Genomic DNA, 20463 nt, shown 5'->3' on the forward strand with positions numbered 1-20463 from the left:
CGCCAAAATGACGGGGCTAAGCCGTAAGGGAGGATCGGCGTTTTATCAGAACTTCTGATTAATGGTCACAAACCAAGTGCGGCCCAGTACGTCGTACAGCCCTGTGTTGACATCACGATAATCAGCGTAGTTGTACCAGGTTGGTGCTTCTTCATCGAAGGCGTTGTTCACACCCAGGGTGATGGAACCATTCCAGTCGTGGGCGTAAGTTAGCTGAACGTTGTGCTTGAAGTAGCTTGATACGTCGACCAGGTACTTGTTGTTATATTCAACAGCCCCTGAATCCTGGCCACCTATATAATAGGTCGTCCAGGCAGCACTCCAGTTATCACGGGTCCAGTTAACCGATGCACTGCCACGCCATTCGGGCTTATCCTGTAGACCGGCTTCATCGAAGAAGTCAGACTCGGCGTCGGCCTTGGTCTTGTAATCCAACACATGAGTCATTTCCAGCTTCAGACGGAAATCACCGAAGTCAGTTTCCTGGTTGTAGCTGGTGACAAAGTCAATCCCGGAAGTTTCCAGGGCACTCAGGTTACGATACTGGCTGTGAATGGTCTCAATCTTGCCATCACTGCCACGAACTATGTACTGAGAACCACCATTGGCCTCTTCTTCACGGATCAGATCCGCAACATCGACCACTTCAATCTTGCTGTCGTAGCTGATGTCATAATATGAAGTCTCAATACTCCAATCATCGGTCACGTTCCAGACAAAGCCCAGAGTCAGGGATTCACCCTCTTCCGCTTGCAGATCTGGGTTACCGCCGTAGAAGGTCTTATATTGGTTACTTGGGCTACAGTAGTTCTCATCAGCACCAGGGTTGGCACTACACCAGACAGTATCCAGGGTACGTTCAAAACTCAGCGCTTCACCGGAGAACATCTCACCCATATTCGGGGCACGGAAAGATTCACCCCAGCTGGCGCGCAGCAACAGGGAATCTACCGGACGCCAGCTGGCAGAGAACTTGGGCACAACAGAGTCAAAGGTTGAAGAAGCAAATCCGGAAGCTATGTTACCCTCCTGCTCGTAACGCTCATAACGCAGCGCGGCTGACAAGTCGATATTGTACGGCAATGAAGATTGCAGCTCTACGTAGCCAGAACTACGATCCCGGGTTGCATCAACATCGTCACCACCTGAACCACCTGAGATAATACCGGCGGCTGATTGCGGATCACTCAGCTGTACGAACTCAATCATTTCATACTCGGCACCGACAACCGCGGCCAAAGTAACGCCATTGCCTTCATACAGCATGCCGGACAACAAACCATCAAATTGGGTGCTGTTGAATTGCGCCTGATACACACCAGTATGGGCCGCTTGACCATAGAGATCGGCCATTTGCGCATCCCAGTCTTCATAACTCATGCCTGTAGTGTTGAAGACATCATAGTTGCCTGTGTTGATCAGGTCCTGAACGATATTGTCGTTGATCAGGTTGTAGTTGAATGAGTCAGTGGTTGAGCGGGTATGCTGGGCATTAATTTCCCAGTCGATGCCACTGCCCACATCCCAATAACCCACCAAACCGGCCAGGAAGTCGATTGAGTTGGTTTCAGTGGTAGTGTCACGCTCACCAATCTGTACTGAACGCATGCGGATCTCAGATATATCCGTGCCCAATGGGTTCATTGGGTTGTCGGCAGCCATGGTTGGCGCGTTGGTTGATACAGGGGTGCCCGCATAACGGGTATTCGTTTCACTCAGGCTGGCAGAAGCGCGGCCACGGAATTGAATATCATCGGTCAGCTGATAATTGAAGTTTGACAGAATACTGTTGCGGTTCACATTACCAAACAGCTTGGTCACCTTACCAAAGTCATAGTAACAGGTTCCGGCATTGGCACCATCGGTGCCATCGATAACATTCGGCGCCTGGGCACAAAGCTCGCTATTAGTATAATTGGCTGATTTACCATCTGCGCCAATATAGGTAGCTCTTGGGATCACGCTGTAGGAGCTGATACCATTCCAGGTTGGGTCATCAAAACGCCAAACATCTTTGTCGTATACAGAGCCTGTATCGTAATGCTCAAACGTCAGGGTGATATTGCCCTTATCTGTGCTAAAACCGGCGGCCACGGAAAAGCGTGAAGAATCACCGCCTTCCACATCCGGAGATTCGCCTGTGTAGTTCAGCTCAATACCTTCAAAATCTTTCTTGGTAATAATGTTAATTACCCCGGCAACCGCATCTGAGCCGTAAACCGCCGAGGCACCATCACGCAGTATCTCGATTCGCTCAACAATCGCCATGGGGATGCTGGAAGTATCGGCAACGGTTCCTGAGCTTGAGCTGGTACCTGGCATGCGACGACCATCGAGCAGAATAAGCGTTGCCTGAGACCCCAGACCACGTAAATCCACATCACTGGTGGCACTGGCTCCGGCACCATAACCGGACATACCCCGCCAGGAACCAAAACTGTTAATGCTGGAGTTATTCAATACATCGGCAACCGAAGTTTCCCCGGTAACCTTAAGATCGGCTGCTGTGATAACAGTCACAGGTGAAGCCGTTTCCATATCCACTTGCTTGATACGTGAACCTGTTACCTCGATCCGCTCAACTTTGCCTTCTTTTGCTTCCTCAGCAGTGGCATATCCGCTGAATGCAATTCCCGTAACTGCCGCAGCAAGTAAACCGCGACGAACTGCCTTTGCAGTTAAACTGATGGAACTCATACTTGTCTCCCTGATGTTTCTTTTGTGAGAAATATCTGATTATTTTTGTTTTAAAATTTGCAAGCATATTGCAATGCTTACGATGATATTCCACAAATAAAACAATTTGGTCAATATTAAAAACCACCAAAACAACCAGGCAACAACAAATTGATACAAATAATTACACAGGTATTCAACAGAATTAAATTTAACCAATGAAAATCAGCAAGATAGGCACCAAAAGGCCAAACTGAAACATATTGATACCTAGGTGTTTAAATAGTTAAAAATATTGCGCCAATGAAATAATCTGGCACAACAAACAAAAATAACAAATTAATCGCCAAGAGAAAAACATAACAATAAAACAACATATGAGTTAAAATGTATCAAATATGGTCCTTATTTACTAAAAACAGGCATAAAAAAACCGGCTTAAACTAAGCCGGTTTTTAAATTTAAATATGATTAGAAGGTAAACTCTACCCCTGCATAATATTCACGTCCGATAACGTTATAATAGGCTCTTGGGTAATGAGGCCAGCTGGACTGGGTGTAATCGATCTCAGGGCCTGAATCAAACAGGTTGTTGATACCTGCCGAAACCTTGAGATTGTCATAGATAAAGTAACTGGCAGCCAGGTTGACTTCCACATGACTGTCAACTTTCACTGAGTACTCGCTATCTAAGCCATTTTCCACAAAGTAGTCCATCCGCTCACCGTTCATGCTGTCGATATACTTGAACAGAAGGTTGGTGGAGAAGTCGTTATAAGACCATCCCAGGTTCAGGTTGGCACGCAGCTGAGGCGCAGAGCCTTCACCATCGATAAGATCCAGCTCTTCGGAATCCGGAGTCAGCTTTTCCTTCCAACGAGTCAGGTAAGTCCCTTCCAGGCGGCTGCTGAATTCACCATAGCTCTCGGTTTCATAGCGATAGCCCAGAGAGAAGTCGATACCGGCAGTCTCACGGGAAGACATATTCATCGCCTGGGTGTTCACTTTCAGCAACTTACCATTGCTGTCGCGTTCAATCTTGTCGGCAAAGGCATCGGCGTGATCCAAAATGTATTGTGCACTTGGGTCATTCACCAGATTATCGATTTCAACCATCCAGTAATCTACCGTCAGATTGATACCTTCGTAGTCCCAAACCAGCCCCAGGTTGTAGTTTTTACCCTCTTCGGCTTCCAATTCTGGGTTGGCACCGATGGCAATAGGTAAAGACTCAATCTTGTCACATTCCTTATAGGCTTCACAGCGCGGAGTATCGATAACTGTGCTGTAGCCAGTGGTGGGATCGCCAAACAAACGCTGCATATCCGGGGCACGGAAAGTCTCGGCATACAAAGCACGCAGCATCAGGCTGTCGATAGGACGATATTCGAAAGATACCTGCGGAGTAAACTGGCCACCAACATCAGACTCATCATCATAGTAGTCATAACGTCCGGCCAATGTCATGGTCAACTGATCCAAGAGTGGCAAAGCCAGCTCGGCATAGGCAGCATACTGCTCACGTTCACCTTCGGCGCTGCTGCCCCCCTTGCCTATAACGCCACCGTTGGAGGTGAAGCTGTCAGACTTATCGTAGAACCACTCCTTGCTGTACTCAAGGCCCACAGCGTAAGCGGCTGTACCACCGGCCAGTTCGAACGCATCGCCATTAATGCCGGCACTAAAGCTGGACAGAGTAGATTGTCCCTTCTTGTTACCTTCGTAGTTCAGCAGCGCCGCATCTTCAGGAGAGATCACATCCATCAAAGACTTGCCGTTTTCACCCGAGGTCAGATAGTCAAACATAGCCTGATGAGTCGGCGAGCCTGAGCTGCGGGATTCCACAGTCTGACGCGCAATAGACCAGGAAGTATCATACTCGATACTGTCGGTCAAAAAGCCTTTGGCACCTATGATGAAAGAGAAATTATTGGTTTCAAAGTCAGAGGTACGTGGCCCCAGCTCACTCATGCGGCGAGTGTAGAAGTAGTCGCCATCTGCAGCATTGGCAAAGTCACCGCCGAATGCGGTGTCCTTGTTGAAGGTCTGGGACATACCCTTGTCTTTATTGGCAATGGTTACACTGTCGCCGGCCACATTGAACATGAAGTCATTGCCCACTGTCGCAGACTCAATCTCGGTAAAGGTCGAGGAATGAGTGTAATCCATGCGGGAATACAGCTGATGATCCGCATTCAGCTCCTTGGTGAGGTTGATCATGGTGGAGTAACGCTTCTGCTCCGGCAGGAAATCCCGCTGCTTGGAGCGGTCGAAACCACAGCGACCATTTTCCATCACCACATAACCACGGGCCTCACACTCGGCCGGTGACAAGGTCTTTTCCAGTGCAGTTTTGTTGTTGCCAAGATCCTGCACCAGGTTGGCGCCATAGGAGCTGTAACCCGAGTATGGCTGACCTTCGACAATATCTGTGCCCCACTCTGGGCGATCTGTTCCTTTCAGCGCGGTTCTGTCTTCATATTCGGCAAAGAAAGTCAGGTTAGCCGTATCACTGCTGACACCTGTCATAAAGGAGAACTGGTTGTTACGCAGGCCACCTTCATCCGTATCGGAGAAACGATACTTGAAGGTGGTCTGTTCAACATCTTTCTTAAGAATGATGTTGATAACCCCACCCATGGCATCTGAGCCATAAATCGCCGAAGCACCCGTAGTCAGGATTTCGATACGCTCAATCGCGCCCAGTGGGATATTGGCAGTATCCACGAAGCTGTCGGTACCACCGGCACCAAACGGATACTTGGGCACACGCTTACCGTTGATCAGGGTCAATACCCGACCGGCCCCCACGCCACGCAGGTTGACCGATGATGCGGCAGGGGTAAAACCATGGACTTCCTGCTGGGTCATGGAACCGCCGGAGTTTTGTGACAGGTTACCCAGCACATCCTGAACCGAGTTGAAGCCACCTTTTTCAATATCAGCAGCGCTCATTACTACTATAGGGGATGCATTCTCCATATCGGTGCGTTTAATACGGGAACCCGTGACTTCGATACGTTCAACTTGTTCAGTGGCCTGAGCCTCATCGGCGGCGTAAGCCATTGTAGGGATTGATGTGGAAACAAAAGCAAACAGACTAAAGCGGATAGCCTTAGCGACAGCAGTCTGCGTTGACATATTCTCATTCCTTTTACAAAGCACGGTGGCAGGGAGGGAACACCGTGTTCTTATTCTATGTAATACTCAGCCCCCCAAACGAGAAACATACCAATAACAGCAACATTATCAATCACTTAAATGATAATAATTTGTTTATACTTGGTTTAATTTGTAAAACACGAGCATCTTATCAATTAAGATCTAATGATATTTTTACCGAATCCATGCCGGGTCCCGGGAATTTGCATCATTTTGTATCGATACAAATCTGTTACAAAGATTATTTTTTAACCTGTTGTTAGAGCGACGCTTTTAATAAAAAATGCGATATAGATCGCATTTTCAATTCATACAAAAATCAAACAAAAAGGGAGCCAATTGGCTCCCTTTTGTCTATTTGCTGTTAATTAACGCGTGCGAGGACACAGCTCATCGGCAGCAAAGAAGTAAGCGATTTCACGCTCGGCTGAAGCCAGCGCGTCAGAACCGTGAACAGCGTTCTCATCGATGCTGTCAGCGAAGTCAGCGCGCAGGGTACCACGGGCGGCTTCAGCTGGGTTGGTCGCACCCATGATTTCGCGGTTGGCCAGAACGGCGTTTTCACCTTCCAGAACCTGAACCATGATAGGACCAGAAGTCATGAAAGAAACCAGAGCACCAAAGAAAGGACGCTCGCTGTGCTCAGCGTAGAAACCTTCGGCTTGTTCTTTGGTCAGGTGAACCATTTTGGCGGCAACAATTTTCAGGCCGGCAGTTTCAAAACGGTTGTAGATAGCACCGATGTGGTTCTTGGCTACCGCATCAGGCTTAATGATAGAAAAAGTACGTTCGATCGCCATGACTAGATTCCTTAATCAGCGAGTTTAAAAATTCGCGCGGATTATACGAAATAATCGCGTCAAATCCTAATCTTATCTGGTCAGCCCTTCAGTAAAAGCTGTGATACAAGCCAGGCGATTCTCGGCTCAGTGCCTATGCTTGAGCCACAAATAGCCGGCGCCGAGACCAATAAGCAACAGCAACAAAGGCATAAACGGCGGGAAATGATGAAAAAAACCTATGCCACCGTGCCCCGAATGTGCCAGCACGGCCGGGGCAAATAATCCAAAACTACAGGCGAAAATACGTGTCATGACTCATCTCCGGAAAAACAGGGATCAACAATTTATTAACCAAATAACTATAGATGACTCGTGATGGTGATAATTTGACCGAGATCTGTTTTCCGCCAGAGAGTGTTACTTTTCCTCTATCCAGCATTGCTGCACGGCTTCGAGAATTTTCTCACTGCAGCGTTTGGGATCATCATCGAAGGCTTCCAACGCCAATATCCACTCGTAAAGTTCAGGAAAATGCAGTTGCTGTGGATCCACATCAGGATGCGCTTCCAGCAGCTCCAAAGCCAAGTCCAATGAATCTATCCACTTGAGCCCCATGGTTACTCCTGCTTCTGGTAAGTACTGACTTTGAGTATAGCGCCGCAGAAGAAGGCTTTATAGCTTTGATTAATACTTTCCATCGGTGAAATCAGGCTTCACTGGGCGCCTTACTCTTACGCTTCTGCTTGGCAATAAACTCTATGATGGCGCCGGCAACATCTTTGCCGGTAGCGGCTTCAATCCCTTCGAGTCCAGGGGATGAATTGACCTCCATCACCACGGGGCCGTGGTTGGAACGCAAAATATCCACGCCTGCGACATTCAGCCCCATGGTTTTGGCGGCGCGCACCGCGATTGAACGCTCCTCAGGGGATAACTTCACCAAGGTTGCCGTGCCGCCCCTGTGCAGGTTGGAGCGAAACTCTCCCGGCAGAGCCTGGCGTTTCATGGCAGCAATTACCTTGTCGCCGAGTACAAAACAGCGGATATCGGCTCCTTGAGCCTCTTTGATATATTCCTGCACCATGATGTTGGCCTTAAGGCCCATAAAGGCCTCAATCACGCTCTCGGCGGCCTTGCGGGTTTCGGCCAGTACCACCCCTATACCTTGTGTACCTTCCAAGAGTTTAATCACCAAGGGCGCGCCACCGACCATATCAATAAGGTCCGGAATATCACTGGGCTTATTGGCAAAACCTGTCACCGGCAGCCCTATGCCTTTGCGGGACAGTAACTGCATGGAGCGCAGCTTATCCCTCGAGCGAGAGATCCCCATGGAACTATTGAGTGTATAGGTCGACATCATTTCGAACTGACGCACAACAGCCGTACCGTAGAAGGTAATGCCGGCGCCTATCCTCGGGATCACCGCATCGAAGGACGGCAATTCAACGCCCCCGATATGGATACTGGACTGCTGCATGCTGATATTCATGTAGCATTCCAGCGGATTGATCACCTGCACCTGATAACCCCGTTCTTGGGCAGCCTCCACCAAACGGCGCGTGGAATATAAGGTTTTGTTCTGTGACAAAATTGCAATCTGCATCCGGTCAGTATCCCGAAGAGTGAAAAAGACAGCGCATCATACGCCTGCCGTATTGGAAATCAATCTCTGCATGCCAAGCATAGCAATAAAAAACCGGCCACTTGGGGCCGGTTCTCAAAAGATGTCAGCACTTAGGGAAGATGCCTTGAACGCCAATTGCTGTGCAAGCCACTCTCTACAAAAGAGAAGGCCACAAGGACTTGTTCGGACCTTCCTTAGCCCTCACTGACCATGTTGACTGTGTATTTAGGGATTTCGACCACCATATCGGTTTCAACCACCTTGGCCTGACAAGACAGACGGCTTTCGGGCTCCAGGCCCCAGGCCTTGTCCAGCATGTCGTCTTCCAGATCATCGCTGGGTTCGAGATCATCGAAACCTTCACGCACTATCACATGGCAGGTGGTACAGGCACAGGATTTCTCACAGGCATGCTCTATGTTGATGCCGTTTTTCAGCGCGACATCCAAAATGGATTCACCCACCTCTGCCTCAACCACTGCGCCCTCTGGACACAGTTCTTCATGGGGCAAAAATACTATCTGTGGCATAGTCTCACCTATATGTTATCGACCGACTGACCCTTCAGTGCGGTCCGAATCGAATTGTCCATGCGTCTGGCGGCAAACTCCTGGGTCTGCGCATCCACCGCTTCTATCGCCGCCTTGATGGCATCAACATCACCATTGGCGGCAGTTTCATTCAAGTCAGCCATAGCGCTGTCAACCAGAGCACGTTCCTCTTGGCTGAGAAGTTCGCCATCTTTAGCCAGCGCCGAGTGCAGCGATTCCAGCACTCTGGCCGCTTCCACTCGCTGCTCTGTGAGCATTCTCAGCTCAATATCCTCTTTGGCATTCTGCATCGAGTCTTTAAGCATTCCGGCAATTTCAGTATCACTCAGGCCGAAGGAAGGCTTAACCTGGATGCTGGACTGCACCCCGGTAGACTTCTCCATGGCAGTGACGCTGAGTAAACCATCGGCATCGACCTGGAAGGTCACCCGAATATGCGCCGCGCCGGCGGCCAATGGTGGAATGCCCTTGAGGGTAAAGCGTGCCAGAGAGCGGCAATCGGCCACCAGCTCACGCTCACCTTGCACCACATGAAACGCCATGGCGCTCTGACCGTCTTTAAAGGTGGTAAATTCCTGGGCTCTGGCCACCGGAATGGTGGTGTTACGCGGGATCACCTTCTCCACCAAACCGCCCATGGTTTCAATACCGAGCGACAGCGGGATCACATCCAGCAGCAAGAGATCCGAGTCAGGCTTGTTACCCACCAGAATATCGGCCTGTACCGCAGCGCCTATGGCGACCACGCGATCCGGGTCAATAGACGTCAGCGGCTTCTTACCAAAGAAGTCACCGACCATTTCCCGCACCAGCGGCACCCGGGTAGATCCACCAACCATCACGGTTTCCAACACCTCGTCGGCATCCACTCCGGCGTCACGCAAAGCCTTGCGGCAACCTTGAATGGTTTTCTTCACCAGCGTGTTTATCAACTGGTCAAACTCACTGCGACTCACTTCGGCTTCACGCTCACTACCGTCTTGCAGTGTCAGCTTAGCAATAGTGCTGTCGCTATCGGTCAGCGCTTCTTTTACCCGCCGGGCTTCCATCAGCAACTGCCGTGCTTCCTGGCTGGAAAGCGACTCCAGCGCCATGCGTTCACGCAGTAAACCTTGCAGCAGTTCATCAAAGTCATCACCACCCAGACGCGAGTCGCCGCCGGTCGCCAAGACTTCAAATACGCCGCGGTTGAGACGCAAAATAGAAATATCAAAGGTGCCGCCGCCCAAGTCATAAACAGCAATAACGCCTTCCTGACCCGAGTCCAGGCCATAGGCGATGGCGGCCGCCGTCGGCTCATTGAGCAAGCGTAACACCTTAATGCCAAGCAAGGCTGCCGCATCTTTGGTTCCCTGACGCTGGGCATCATCAAAATAAGCAGGCACTGTGATAACCACCCCTTCCAATGGTCCACCCAGAGTGGACTCGGCGCGGGCAATCAAGGGGCGCAATACCTCGGCAGACACCTGAACCGGATTTATTTTACCTGTGCGGGTGACAAACAATGGCAGGCCGTTTTCACTGGCCTCAAAATGATAGGGGAAAGCTTGCTCACCGCTTTGTACATCGGCCAAAGAACGGCCCATGAAGCGCTTCACCGACACTATGGTGTTTTCAGGATCCTTGGCCGAATCGGCCAGGGCATCGTGACCTACTCGGACGCCCTGCTCGCCATAGTGCACCACAGATGGCAATGAATGCCGACCTTGCTCGTCGGCCAGTGTACTGGTCTCGCCGCTGCGAACCGCAGCAACCAGGGAGTTGGTGGTACCCAAGTCTATCCCGGCGGCTAATCTGTGTTGATGAGGAGCGGCCATTTGGCCGGGTTCAGCAATCTGCAAAAGTGCCATAGTCTTCCATCTTGTGTTTAAAAAGTTGGCTCAATCAGAAATTGAGCCAACCGTAGGAATATGCTTTAAGGCCGAAAGCGAATTCAGTCGAACAGCGCATCCTGGGCCCGCTGCAGTTCATCCTGCAATTTTGCCATAAACTTCAACTTACGGACTTGATCTGCCGCGGCAATTGCATCGGCCTCTGTGGAACTGTGAAGTTGGTTGCGCAGCAGCTCAGTCACCTGCTTACGATAAGCCGCGAATGAAGCATCGAGTTCATCAATATCACTCTGGGCATCAGCGCCCTGACCAATTTCCTCCAGCGCTTCACGCCATTCCATCTGCTGCATCAAAAAGGCGGTGTCTTTAACCGTAGTGGTTTCGTGACTGATATCTACACCTTTGAGCGCCAACATATGTTCGGCTCGACGGATAGGATCTTTCAGGGTCTGAAAGGCGTCGTTGATCTGGGCGGTGCGGGAAATGGCCAACAGCTTTTGCTGTTCACTGGCGTTGGCAAACTTGTCGGGATGCACCGCCCGCTGCAAATCGCGATAGCGACTGGCCAGCTCGGCGGTGTCCACATCAAAGGAGGGAGTTAAATCAAACAGCTCGAAATAATTCATATACTCTTAGGCGGCGGTGGAACTCAAACCGTGAAGCTCTCACCGCAACCACACTCACCTTTGGCGTTAGGGTTATTGAATTTAAAGCCTTCGTTGAGTCCTTCCTTGACAAAGTCCAGCTCGATCCCCTGAAGATAGATGAAGCTCTTGGCATCTATGATGATGTTAACACCATCTATGTTGTATACCTCATCATCTTCATTGAGTTCGTCGACAAATTCCAGAACGTAAGCCATCCCGCTGCAGCCTGAAGTTTTGAGCCCCAAACGCAAACCTATACCTTTTCCTCTGTTGCTGAGGAAGGCACGGACACGCTCGGCGGCGGCAGGCGTCATAGTAATAGCCATCTTAACTCCTGGCGTTATTTAGCTTGCTTGGACTTGTACTCTTCCAGAGCCGCCTTGATGGCGTCTTCGGCCAGAATCGAACAGTGGATTTTCACAGGTGGCAGAGCCAACTCTTCTGCAATATCCGTGTTCTTGATGGCGGCCGCTTCCTCAATGGACTTGCCTTTAACCCATTCAGTCACCAAAGAGCTTGATGCGATGGCGCTGCCACAGCCATAAGTCTTGAAGCGAGCATCTTCAATAATGCCCTGTTCATCAATCTTGAGCTGCAGCTTCATCACGTCACCACAGGCGGGCGCACCCACCATACCTGTTACTACGGATGGGTCGTTCTTGTCGAAAGAACCTACGTTACGCGGGTTCTCGTAATGATCTATCACTTTTTCACTGTAAGCCATGATACTGCTCCAAATTCATCTATCCGCGGGGATCAGTGGTGTGCCCACTGCACCTGGTTGAGGTCTACACCATCTTTGAACATTTCCCAAAGTGGTGACATTTCTCTCAGTTTGCCAATAGAGTTTCTAATGGTTTCGATTGCGTAATCGATCTCTTCTTCAGAAGTGAAACGACCGATGGAGAAACGGATTGAGCTGTGCGCCATCTCGTCATTCAGTCCCAGGGCACGCAGCACATAGCTGGGTTCAAGACTGGCAGAAGTACAGGCCGAGCCGGAAGATACGGCCAAGTCCTTGAGCGCCATCATCAGCGACTCGCCTTCCACATAGTTAAAGCTGACGTTCAAGCTGCCACAGGCACGCTGCTCCATATCACCATTGAGATAGGTTTCTTCAATATCTTTGATACCATTCCACAGCTTGTCGCGCAGATAGCGAATACGTTCGTTATCTTTTTCCATATCAGCTTTGGCAATGGCTGCCGCTTCGCCCATACCCACAATTTGGTGAGTCGCCAGGGTGCCGCTGCGCATACCACGCTCATGACCACCGCCGTGCATCTGTGCTTCCAGACGAATACGAGGCTTACGGCGCACATACAGGGCACCTATGCCTTTGGGGCCATACATCTTGTGACCCGAGATAGACATGAGGTCGACCTTGGTCTTTTGAATATCGATAGGCAGTTTACCGGCACTCTGGGCAGCATCGACATGGAAGATGATGCCTTTGCTACGGCACAGTTCGCCGATGGCGTCGATATCGTGGATCACACCAATCTCGTTGTTGACATGCATGATGCTGACAAGAATAGTGTCGTCACGCATGGCCGCTTCCAGGCGCTCCATGGGAATAATGCCGTTGGCTGCAGGCTCCAGATAAGTGACCTCGAAACCTTCACGCTCCAACTGACGACAAGTATCCAGTACTGCCTTGTGCTCAGTCTTGCTGGTGATGATGTGTTTACCCTTCTTCTGGTAGAAGTGGGCAACACCTTTGATAGCCAGGTTGTCAGATTCGGTGGCACCTGAAGTAAACACAATTTCACGGGGATCGGCATTGATCAACTCCGCGACTTGGTTACGGGCGATATCCACTGCTTCTTCGGCCTGCCAGCCGTAGCGGTGTGAACGGGATGCGGGGTTACCGAATACACCGTCCATTGTCATGTACTGTACCATTTTGTCTGCAACCCGGGGGTCTACAGGCGTTGTTGCGGCATAATCCAAATAGATAGGAAGCTTCATTACACACTCCGTACTTCGCAGTCTCGGCCGAGGCTACATACAACGTACATTATTCGTTTTTATATCCAACAGAGGATCAGCTCAAGCGCTGACTCTCTGCTCCTGCTGCATCTTGTCTTGCTTTACCGAGATAAACTGTACATCTCGTTTCTGCATCAGTGCAGCAAGGCTGATGCCATTTAAAAAGTCAGAAATCTGTTTGCTCAGGTCACCCCAGAGCGAATGTGTCAGACAGCGGGTGCCACTTTGGCAATTCCCCTGGCCTTGACAGCGGGTGGCATCGACAGATTCATCTACCGCATGTACCACCATGCCCACCGAGATGTCATTGGCTTCCAGTCCGAGGCGATAACCACCACCGGGACCGCGCACACTGGCAACCAAGCCCTGCTTTCTCAGTTTGGCAAAGAGTTGTTCTAGATAAGAAAGGGAAATCCCCTGGCGCTCGGAAATATCTGCCAGCGGTACCGGCCCCTGCGCCGAATGTATGGCCACGTCCAGCATGGCTGTCACTGCGTAGCGACCCTTAGATGTAAGTTTCATAAAACGACCACGGCTCCCAAACAGGTATGTGGGAATTTCAACATACCCGAGCAATTTAGTCAAGTATAAATCCTACTTGTTTACTCGGGTATTGTGGTTCATAAATCAGGTTGAATACCCTGTCTGCTTGGTGGGGTATTTAACCTTTTTCGCCACGATTATTCAATGGCAAAAGCCGATAAAATGGTCATCGAGTATCAGATAATGGGATCAAACTCATCCATTGACTGTTGACGCTTTTGTGCCGCAGCAGTTTCGGCATCACTGAACTCGCCCACATCCAACTCAGGCAGACGTTCAGTACAGACACTGCCGCCCATTTTCTGAACCGCCTGACAAACTTCCTGTACTTTGGAGTCCATCAAATGCATATGATCCAGCATCTGGCCTATGGCATTGGCAACAGGGTCTGGATTATCGGGAGAAACGGCGTAGGCATCAAAACCGTACTTCTTGGCCATGGCACTGCGGCGGGCACTGGTTTCCTTGGATTGAGCCGATGCAACAGTGACGGCCCGGCCAGGAATGCCCACAACGGTAGTGTCCTTGGGCACATCTTTAACCACCACAGAGTTGGAACCAACACGAGCCCCATCATGCATAGTAATGGGGCCAAGCACCTTGGCTCCTGCGCCTATAACCACGTTATTGCCCAAGGTCGGATGACGTTTGCCGGCTTGCCAGGTGGTGCCCCCCAGAGTCACCCCGTGATAAAGAGTGCAGTCATCACCAATTTCGGCTGTTTCGCCAATCACGACTCCCATGCCATGGTCAATAAAAAATCGCCTACCTATGGTTGCGCCCGGGTGTATTTCCACCCCGGTAAGCCAACGGGAAAAAGTAGACAGACAGCGCGCCAGAAAACACCAATTGGCCTTCCACAGTTTATGGCTGATACGATGCAGCCAAATGGCCTGCATTCCCGGATAGTTGAGCAATATCTCCAATGTGCCCCGCGCCGCAGGATCCCTGTGATAAATGGATCCTATGTCCTCTTTCAGTCTGGCTATCACACCCATCTTGATTCCTCGGATTACTCTTCTTTACTGTCGACCTTTTTTTCTACCGATGTCAGGATCCCGCGCAGTATATTCATCTCCTGCGTTTCGATTCTGGCCCGGGTAAACAGGCGCCTCAGCTTAATCATCACCTGTCCCGGATGATTCTTAATGATAAAGCCGGTTTTTTGCAGTGTCCGTTCCAGATGTTCAAAAAAGCGCTCATGATCTTCACTGCTGGGATACTCGACCAGCTCCTGCTCGGCTTGTTGATGTTTCTCCAACCAGGCCACCCGAGTTTCATAGCAGATAAGCTGCACCGCCTGAGCCAGGTTGAGTGAGCTGTATTCCGGGTTGGCGGGGATACACACATGATAGTGGCATTTTTGCAACTCTTCGTTGCTCAAGCCATGGCTTTCACGGCCAAAGACAATAGCGACAGGCCCCTGGCAACTTTCAAGCGCCAATTTGCTGCCCGCCTCACGGGGTTCAAGCACGGGCCAGTCGAGTGTGCGACTGCGGGCACTGGTGGCAATCACCAGACTGCAGTCTTTAATTGCCTCTTCCAGGCTGTCGACTTTGACCAGATGTTTGAGAATATCAGAGGCGCCGGCGGCAAGCGCTATGGACTGACCGTCTGGTTCAGCTTTTGGCTCCGCTAGATAAAGGTTGGATAATCCCATTGTTTTCATGGCCCTGGCCACAGAACCTATATTGCCGGGATGCGTGGTACCTACCAGGACGACACGAATATTGGAGAGCATGGAACAACTTCAAAAATAAAAAATCAGGAGGCGGATGGTACCACAGGCATATTTTTTTGCTTATAGAAAAATCGCCATTTGATATCGGCGTCAACTAGGGTATAATCTGCGCCGAATTTTTGTCCGTTCTTTAACATCCAGGGGATTGCAATGCATCCGATGCTGACTATTGCCGTGCGCGCTGCTCGCGCTGCGGGCCAAACTATTATGCGTGCCTACACCGAACTCGACCGTATTGAAGTCGATGCCAAAGGTGTCAACGATTTTGTGACCAGTGTAGACAAGGAAGCAGAAGCAGCAATTATCTATCAGATCCGCAAGTCCTATCCAGACCACAGTATAGTGGGTGAGGAAAATGGCGAAAACCGCGGCACCAACCAAGATTATCTGTGGATTGTTGATCCTCTGGACGGCACCAATAACTTTGTTAATGGTGTACCTCACTTCGCCGTTTCTATCGCCATGCAGTACAAGGGCAAAACTGAAGTTGCCGTTGTTTATGATCCCGTTCGCGATGAACTGTTTAGCGCCGTCCGCGGTAAAGGGGCCAAGCTGAATGATTTCCGTCTGCGAGTAAACAATGTCAACGATCTGGGTGGAAGCCTGGTTGCCACTGGATTCCCTTTCAAGGCCCGTCAGCACACCGAAACTTATATGAAACTGTTTGGCGAAGCTTTCTCTCTGAGTGCCGACTTACGCCGCGCCGGCTCTGCCGCTCTGGATCTGGCTTATGTAGCCGCCGGTCGTGTAGACGCCTTCTTCGAACTGGGCCTCAAGCCTTGGGATATCGCCGCCGGCGATCTGATTGTTCGTGAAGCCGGTGGTACAGTTACCGACTTCAGTGGCGGTCACAACTACCTGCTCTCCGGCCACATAGTTGCCGGTGCGCCTAAAGCCACCAGCCTGCTGGTCAAACGCTTCCGTCCTCTGTTGAGCGACGCTCTGAAGTAAGTTATTAAGCAAGGTGCTTAATTAAATAGAGAAAACCGCCTTATGGCGGTTTTTTTATACCTGGGTGCCGCGAAAGTGAAGCCAACCTCAGTCCATTCGCCCCTTGCTTGATGCAATCAAGATTTGCTCAAACCGGGATTAATCAATAAGGCGTTGGACGAGCCAAGCCGAAATAACCAAGGATGAGTATCTTCCCCCCTACCCTTCAAGCAGATAACTCTTTGGATGTATTTACATGCATTTACATTACACCTTAAAATACCCGAGTATTTTGTTTGGGTATTTGAGGCAAGACTATGAGCAAATCCGGCACTCGCAACATCCGAAGCAGCATCCTCAACATCGATGAACCGGCCAACAAGCAGTTTCCACTGGCGCTCTTTCGTTTGGGCTTCAGGCCTTTTTTTCTCGGTGCCAGCCTGTTCGGCTTGTTGTCGCTCTTGCTTTGGGGAGCCTTGCTCAGTGGTCAAACCCAACTGACGTTCCACGCCAATCCCCTGTGGTGGCATGGTCACGAAATGTTATTCGGTTTCACCGGCGCTGTTATCGCGGGCTTTTTGTTAACAGCAGTTCAAAACTGGACAGGGATCCCCGGCATAAGAGGTTGGCCTTTACTGCTGCTCTGGTGTCTATGGCTGGCTCCCAGACTACTCTTGCTCGATGCCGACACAATTCCTTTTACCTGGGTCATGCTGCTGGATCTGGCCTTCTTCCCGATCACGGCGCTACTACTCGGTTTAGCCGTTATTCGAGTCAAACAGTGGCGTAACCTGGTGTTTGTGCCGCTGCTGCTGTTCCTCTTCGGCGCCAACGTCCTCTCTTATCTCGGCCTTGAACAGCCAGGGTTGGCACAAAAGGCACTGCAGGCCGCAGCCTTGTTGATCGTTATTCTGGTGGCCCTGCTCGGCGGCAGGGTGATCCCCTTCTTTACCGAACGCGCCACAGATTTCAAGCGCGGGGCGCCAAGCCCTGTACTCGAGGCACTTAGCTTCGCCTCTTTGATTCTCATGCTGATCAGCTTGTTTTTACCCTATTCCTGGTTGACACAAACATTGGCCTTGCTGGCTGGCACAGTACTGTTGTTGCGCTGGGCACGCTGGGGCTGGCATGCCAGCCTCAAGGTACCACTGCTATGGTCACTGCATTTAAGTTACCTGTGTATTCCGATAGGACTGCTGATTATTGGTGTCAGCGGCCAGATGATGTTGGGGTTTCATGCTCTGACCGTTGGCGGTATGGGTGGAATGATCTTGGCTATGATGGCAAGGGTATCTCTGGGGCATTCCGGCAGACCATTGCAGATTGCCTGGCCTATGATCCCCGCCTTTGGCTTAATGTTACTGGCTGCAGCCTTGAGGGTCGCGGCAGCCATTGTGCCTCAGCTAAGTCAAATCTTACTTATGGGCGCGATTCTCTGCTGGCTATTGGCATTTACCACTTTTATAGTGCTTTACGCGCCAATTCTTTGCCGAGCGAGGTTGGATGGCCGCCCCGGTTAAAGGTTCTGTGAAAGCTATCACACAGATTTCGCGGCGAACTGGAAATTTACTGATACTATTTAGGAAATGATTTCAGGGAGTTTTCATGGAACTGTATCGCCAATACGGCTCTAAGAGCCTTAAAGCCGTCGAACATCTGGTCTTGTTTGTTATTGCCATTGCCACAGTCGTCGCCATTGGCCAGGAGATAGTGCATATCTTCAAAATGGGCGCTGTGGCCCTTGCCGATCTACTGCTGCTATTTATTTATCTGGAAGTGCTGGCTATGGTGGCCAATTATGCCGAATCCGGCAAGTTACCTGTGCGTATGCCACTCTATATCGCAATAGTAGCTTTGGCCCGTTATCTCATCCTGGACATGAAATCGATGGAAGACTGGCGCATAGTGGCCATTTCAATCTCAACCTTGGTACTTGCCGCAACCGTGATAGTGATCCGCTGGGGACAGTTAAAAATGCCCTACCCCAAGAATCAAGAGTATGACAACTAACTGGAACCCGGCAGACGCCGGGTTCTTTTTTATCTGCTCTTTAGAACTGACCCTAGCTATCGACAAATCTATGCTATTTTTAAAACACTTACCCCATTTACATAGGGTTTGATTCTCACATCGATAATGAAAATGTATGGTGCAAATACGCTAAATCAGAGTTGTCAGGACACATGTCCAGAGCCGTTTCCGCATCCACAGCCTCGAGAGACTCAAACCTAGTAAATATGGGATAACGGCCTACTATCCATTGAACTTAAGGGGACTGCCATGGATGAAAATCTGGATGACTTTATCGAAAGACGCAGATCATTGCGGGTCGATCTGGAGGCGGAGCGGATCAGGCTTCATTGGATAAATAAAGCGGGTGATGAACTCAATGACGATGGCATCTGTATCGATCTGTCCAGACGGGGAGTTCTGTTTGAATACCATCAGCCCTTTACCTTGGGAGAACTGGTATCTGTAACCTTCCATGCAGGAACCGATTCACAAAATACCATCAAGGGACAGGTGTGCCGTTGCAGCGAAATCAACCCAAAGCGTTTTCACATCGCCATGCAACTTATCTAGACCCCGACGTAGTATCCGGGGTGTTCTATACTTTACATCAACTTAAGTACCAAGGACACGGGGAGAAAATCCATGATACTGCTCGTAGGCGGAGAGAAAGGGGGTAGTGGCAAGAGCTGTCTGGCCCAAAATCTGGCTGTACACATTACCCAGAAATATCGGGCCAACGTGTTAATGGTCGACTGTGACCCCCAGCGCACCACATCCGACTGGATCCAGGCCCGCAACAATGACCCTTCCCTGCCTGCGATCAACTGTATTCAGCTCTACGGCAAGATCCGTAACGATCTCCTGAGCCTGGATGAACGCTTCGACTATGTGATAGTCGACTGCGGTGGCCAGGATAACCTGGCAATGCGGGCCGCCATGTCGGTGGCCAGTTATGTGGTGATCCCTTTGAGACCCAAGCGGCGTGATTTAAAAACCTTGCCCCATATGGAAGATATGCTCAGCACCTGTAAGATGGTCAACCCCAAGATGGTGGCAACAATAGTGTTGACTCAATGTCCGGCGCTGCCTTCACAGTTCAAACGCATTCTGGAAGCGAAAGATGTAGTAAAGTCGTTCGGTCTGAGGGCGCTGGACTCGGTCACTTTTAGCCGCAATATCTATGATGACAGTGAAGAAAAAGGCTCCTCGGTCATCGAAATTGAGCCCGATGGAAAAGCCGCCGAGGAGATACGCAATATTGCCGACGAGCTGTTATCCATCCCGCCGGAAAACTCTTATGAGCTTAACTGATCTCAAACGTCACAAGATCAAACCCAAGGCCAAAAAGGTCTCTGTCGACGATTTCATCGAAGATGCCAATAACTACGCCCATGGGAAACCCAGTCGCTTAGGTGGGAGCTCTTTGGCCAAATTTCGAACGGGACTGGATAAAAAATCAACCCGTCTCTATCGCCATGCCACTTTTACCCTGACTGAAGCCAGCATTAGTCAACTGGACAACATTGCCCGCAAGACTGGTATTGCCAAGTCCAAACTGCTGCGTATCTTCATTCGTAACTTTCACAGTCTAAGCGACAAAGCCCAAGCCGAAATGATTGCCAAAGATCAGGCGAATGAAACTCAGTGACGACAAATTTTGCTCTCAAGGGTGCTCAGCCCCTGAGATGATTCGATAAATTTACCCTTGGCGGCCAGAAAGTTGAGCAAAGCCTCTGCGTCCATTCCCTCGGCGCTGCAGGTATGATAGCGGGCGTCTCTACCGAAACGCTCCTGCATCAATGCCTTGAGATTGTCCCGTTTAATGGGAGCGGTTTGTTCCAGCAACAACTGCAACACCTGATGGCCATGTACCGACGAATTCATGTATCCTCCACAAAACTATGAGTCGCAGTCGATTTTTAACGGATTTTGCTGCAGTATTCCCTGATTTAACGCAACTTGTTTGT

Annotated in this window: 22 protein-coding genes; 6 read left to right on the plus strand and 16 right to left on the minus strand. The window is 50.3% G+C overall.

From position 1 onward, the window contains the following. Positions 1-45: 45 nt before the first annotated feature. The 15 genes from CX650_RS12890 to trmJ all read right to left on the minus strand — a co-directional run bounded on the left by CX650_RS12890 (position 46) and on the right by trmJ (position 15553). On the minus strand, positions 46-2697 hold the full coding sequence (locus CX650_RS12890; RefSeq protein WP_101096036.1) for a TonB-dependent receptor: 2652 nt from the start codon (positions 2695-2697) through the stop codon (positions 46-48). 450 nt (positions 2698-3147) lie between these two features. Continuing rightward, positions 3148-5817, minus strand: a complete 2670-nt coding sequence (locus CX650_RS12895) for a TonB-dependent receptor (RefSeq protein ID WP_101096037.1) — start codon at positions 5815-5817, stop codon at positions 3148-3150. A 389-nt stretch (positions 5818-6206) separates the two neighbouring features. Further along, complete coding sequence (gene ndk / locus CX650_RS12900) at positions 6207-6638, minus strand: nucleoside-diphosphate kinase (protein ID WP_025011497.1); 432 nt, start codon at positions 6636-6638, stop codon at positions 6207-6209. Positions 6639-6764: 126 nt separating this feature from the next. Further along, entirely contained in the window at positions 6765-6932 is a 168-nt protein-coding gene (locus CX650_RS20160) for a hypothetical protein (protein WP_162835833.1), read from the minus strand. Positions 6933-7037: 105 nt separating this feature from the next. Further along, a complete protein-coding gene (iscX, locus tag CX650_RS12905) occupies positions 7038-7235 on the minus strand; it encodes a Fe-S cluster assembly protein IscX (protein WP_039033846.1) in 198 nt (65 codons plus the stop codon). Between the two features lie 91 nt (positions 7236-7326). After that, the gene (gene rimK / locus CX650_RS12910; protein WP_071476477.1) at positions 7327-8226 is read right to left on the minus strand and encodes a 30S ribosomal protein S6--L-glutamate ligase; all 900 of its coding nucleotides are present in this window, start codon (positions 8224-8226) and stop codon (positions 7327-7329) included. A 215-nt stretch (positions 8227-8441) separates the two neighbouring features. Further along, complete coding sequence (fdx, locus tag CX650_RS12915) at positions 8442-8777, minus strand: ISC system 2Fe-2S type ferredoxin (RefSeq protein ID WP_039033844.1); 336 nt, start codon at positions 8775-8777, stop codon at positions 8442-8444. An 8-nt stretch (positions 8778-8785) separates the two neighbouring features. Next, positions 8786-10648, minus strand: coding sequence for a Fe-S protein assembly chaperone HscA (gene hscA / locus CX650_RS12920; RefSeq protein ID WP_101096039.1), 1863 nt, complete (start codon positions 10646-10648; stop codon positions 8786-8788). An 83-nt stretch (positions 10649-10731) separates the two neighbouring features. Further along, positions 10732-11256: a co-chaperone HscB gene (gene hscB / locus CX650_RS12925; protein ID WP_039033842.1), complete on the minus strand. Its 525-nt coding sequence runs from the start codon at positions 11254-11256 to the stop codon at positions 10732-10734. Between the two features lie 23 nt (positions 11257-11279). After that, a complete protein-coding gene (gene iscA, locus CX650_RS12930; protein ID WP_025011492.1) occupies positions 11280-11603 on the minus strand; it encodes an iron-sulfur cluster assembly protein IscA in 324 nt (107 codons plus the stop codon). A gap of 14 nt (positions 11604-11617) precedes the next feature. Continuing rightward, positions 11618-12001 carry a Fe-S cluster assembly scaffold IscU gene (gene iscU, locus CX650_RS12935; RefSeq protein WP_039033841.1) on the minus strand — a complete coding sequence of 128 codons (384 nt, stop codon included), beginning with the start codon at positions 11999-12001 and terminating at the stop codon, positions 11618-11620. Between the two features lie 32 nt (positions 12002-12033). Next, complete coding sequence (locus CX650_RS12940; protein ID WP_039033840.1) at positions 12034-13248, minus strand: IscS subfamily cysteine desulfurase; 1215 nt, start codon at positions 13246-13248, stop codon at positions 12034-12036. Positions 13249-13329: 81 nt separating this feature from the next. Further along, positions 13330-13791, minus strand: coding sequence for a Fe-S cluster assembly transcriptional regulator IscR (iscR, locus tag CX650_RS12945; RefSeq protein ID WP_025011489.1), 462 nt, complete (start codon positions 13789-13791; stop codon positions 13330-13332). 197 nt (positions 13792-13988) lie between these two features. Continuing rightward, positions 13989-14810, minus strand: a complete 822-nt coding sequence (gene cysE, locus CX650_RS12950) for a serine O-acetyltransferase (protein ID WP_039033839.1) — start codon at positions 14808-14810, stop codon at positions 13989-13991. Between the two features lie 14 nt (positions 14811-14824). Continuing rightward, entirely contained in the window at positions 14825-15553 is a 729-nt protein-coding gene (gene trmJ, locus CX650_RS12955; protein WP_039033838.1) for a tRNA (cytosine(32)/uridine(32)-2'-O)-methyltransferase TrmJ, read from the minus strand. A gap of 150 nt (positions 15554-15703) precedes the next feature. Here trmJ and suhB point away from each other — a divergent pair, with 150 nt between their 5' ends. The 6 genes from suhB to CX650_RS12985 all read left to right on the plus strand — a co-directional run bounded on the left by suhB (position 15704) and on the right by CX650_RS12985 (position 20144). After that, positions 15704-16504 (plus strand): inositol-1-monophosphatase, encoded by an 801-nt coding sequence (suhB, locus tag CX650_RS12960; protein WP_039033837.1) that lies wholly within the window; start codon positions 15704-15706, stop codon positions 16502-16504. 332 nt (positions 16505-16836) lie between these two features. Next, entirely contained in the window at positions 16837-18003 is a 1167-nt protein-coding gene (locus tag CX650_RS12965) for an NnrS family protein (RefSeq protein WP_101096054.1), read from the plus strand. Between the two features lie 85 nt (positions 18004-18088). Next, positions 18089-18493, plus strand: a complete 405-nt coding sequence (locus tag CX650_RS12970) for a phosphate-starvation-inducible protein PsiE (RefSeq protein WP_039033836.1) — start codon at positions 18089-18091, stop codon at positions 18491-18493. Between the two features lie 270 nt (positions 18494-18763). Next, positions 18764-19066, plus strand: a complete 303-nt coding sequence (locus CX650_RS12975; protein WP_039033835.1) for a PilZ domain-containing protein — start codon at positions 18764-18766, stop codon at positions 19064-19066. A 72-nt stretch (positions 19067-19138) separates the two neighbouring features. Further along, positions 19139-19807 (plus strand): AAA family ATPase, encoded by a 669-nt coding sequence (locus tag CX650_RS12980; RefSeq protein WP_039033834.1) that lies wholly within the window; start codon positions 19139-19141, stop codon positions 19805-19807. Beyond that, positions 19794-20144 (plus strand): replication protein RepA, encoded by a 351-nt coding sequence (locus CX650_RS12985; protein WP_101096041.1) that lies wholly within the window; start codon positions 19794-19796, stop codon positions 20142-20144. Before CX650_RS12980 ends, CX650_RS12985 begins: the two co-directional genes overlap by 14 nt. Here CX650_RS12985 and CX650_RS12990 read toward each other — a convergent pair. After that, complete coding sequence (locus CX650_RS12990; RefSeq protein WP_039033832.1) at positions 20138-20380, minus strand: YecH family metal-binding protein; 243 nt, start codon at positions 20378-20380, stop codon at positions 20138-20140. The two genes, CX650_RS12985 and CX650_RS12990, sit on opposite strands and share 7 nt — an antisense overlap. Positions 20381-20463: the final 83 nt, after the last annotated feature.

Source organism: Shewanella indica, from assembly GCF_002836975.1.
Classification (GTDB): domain Bacteria; phylum Pseudomonadota; class Gammaproteobacteria; order Enterobacterales; family Shewanellaceae; genus Shewanella; species Shewanella indica.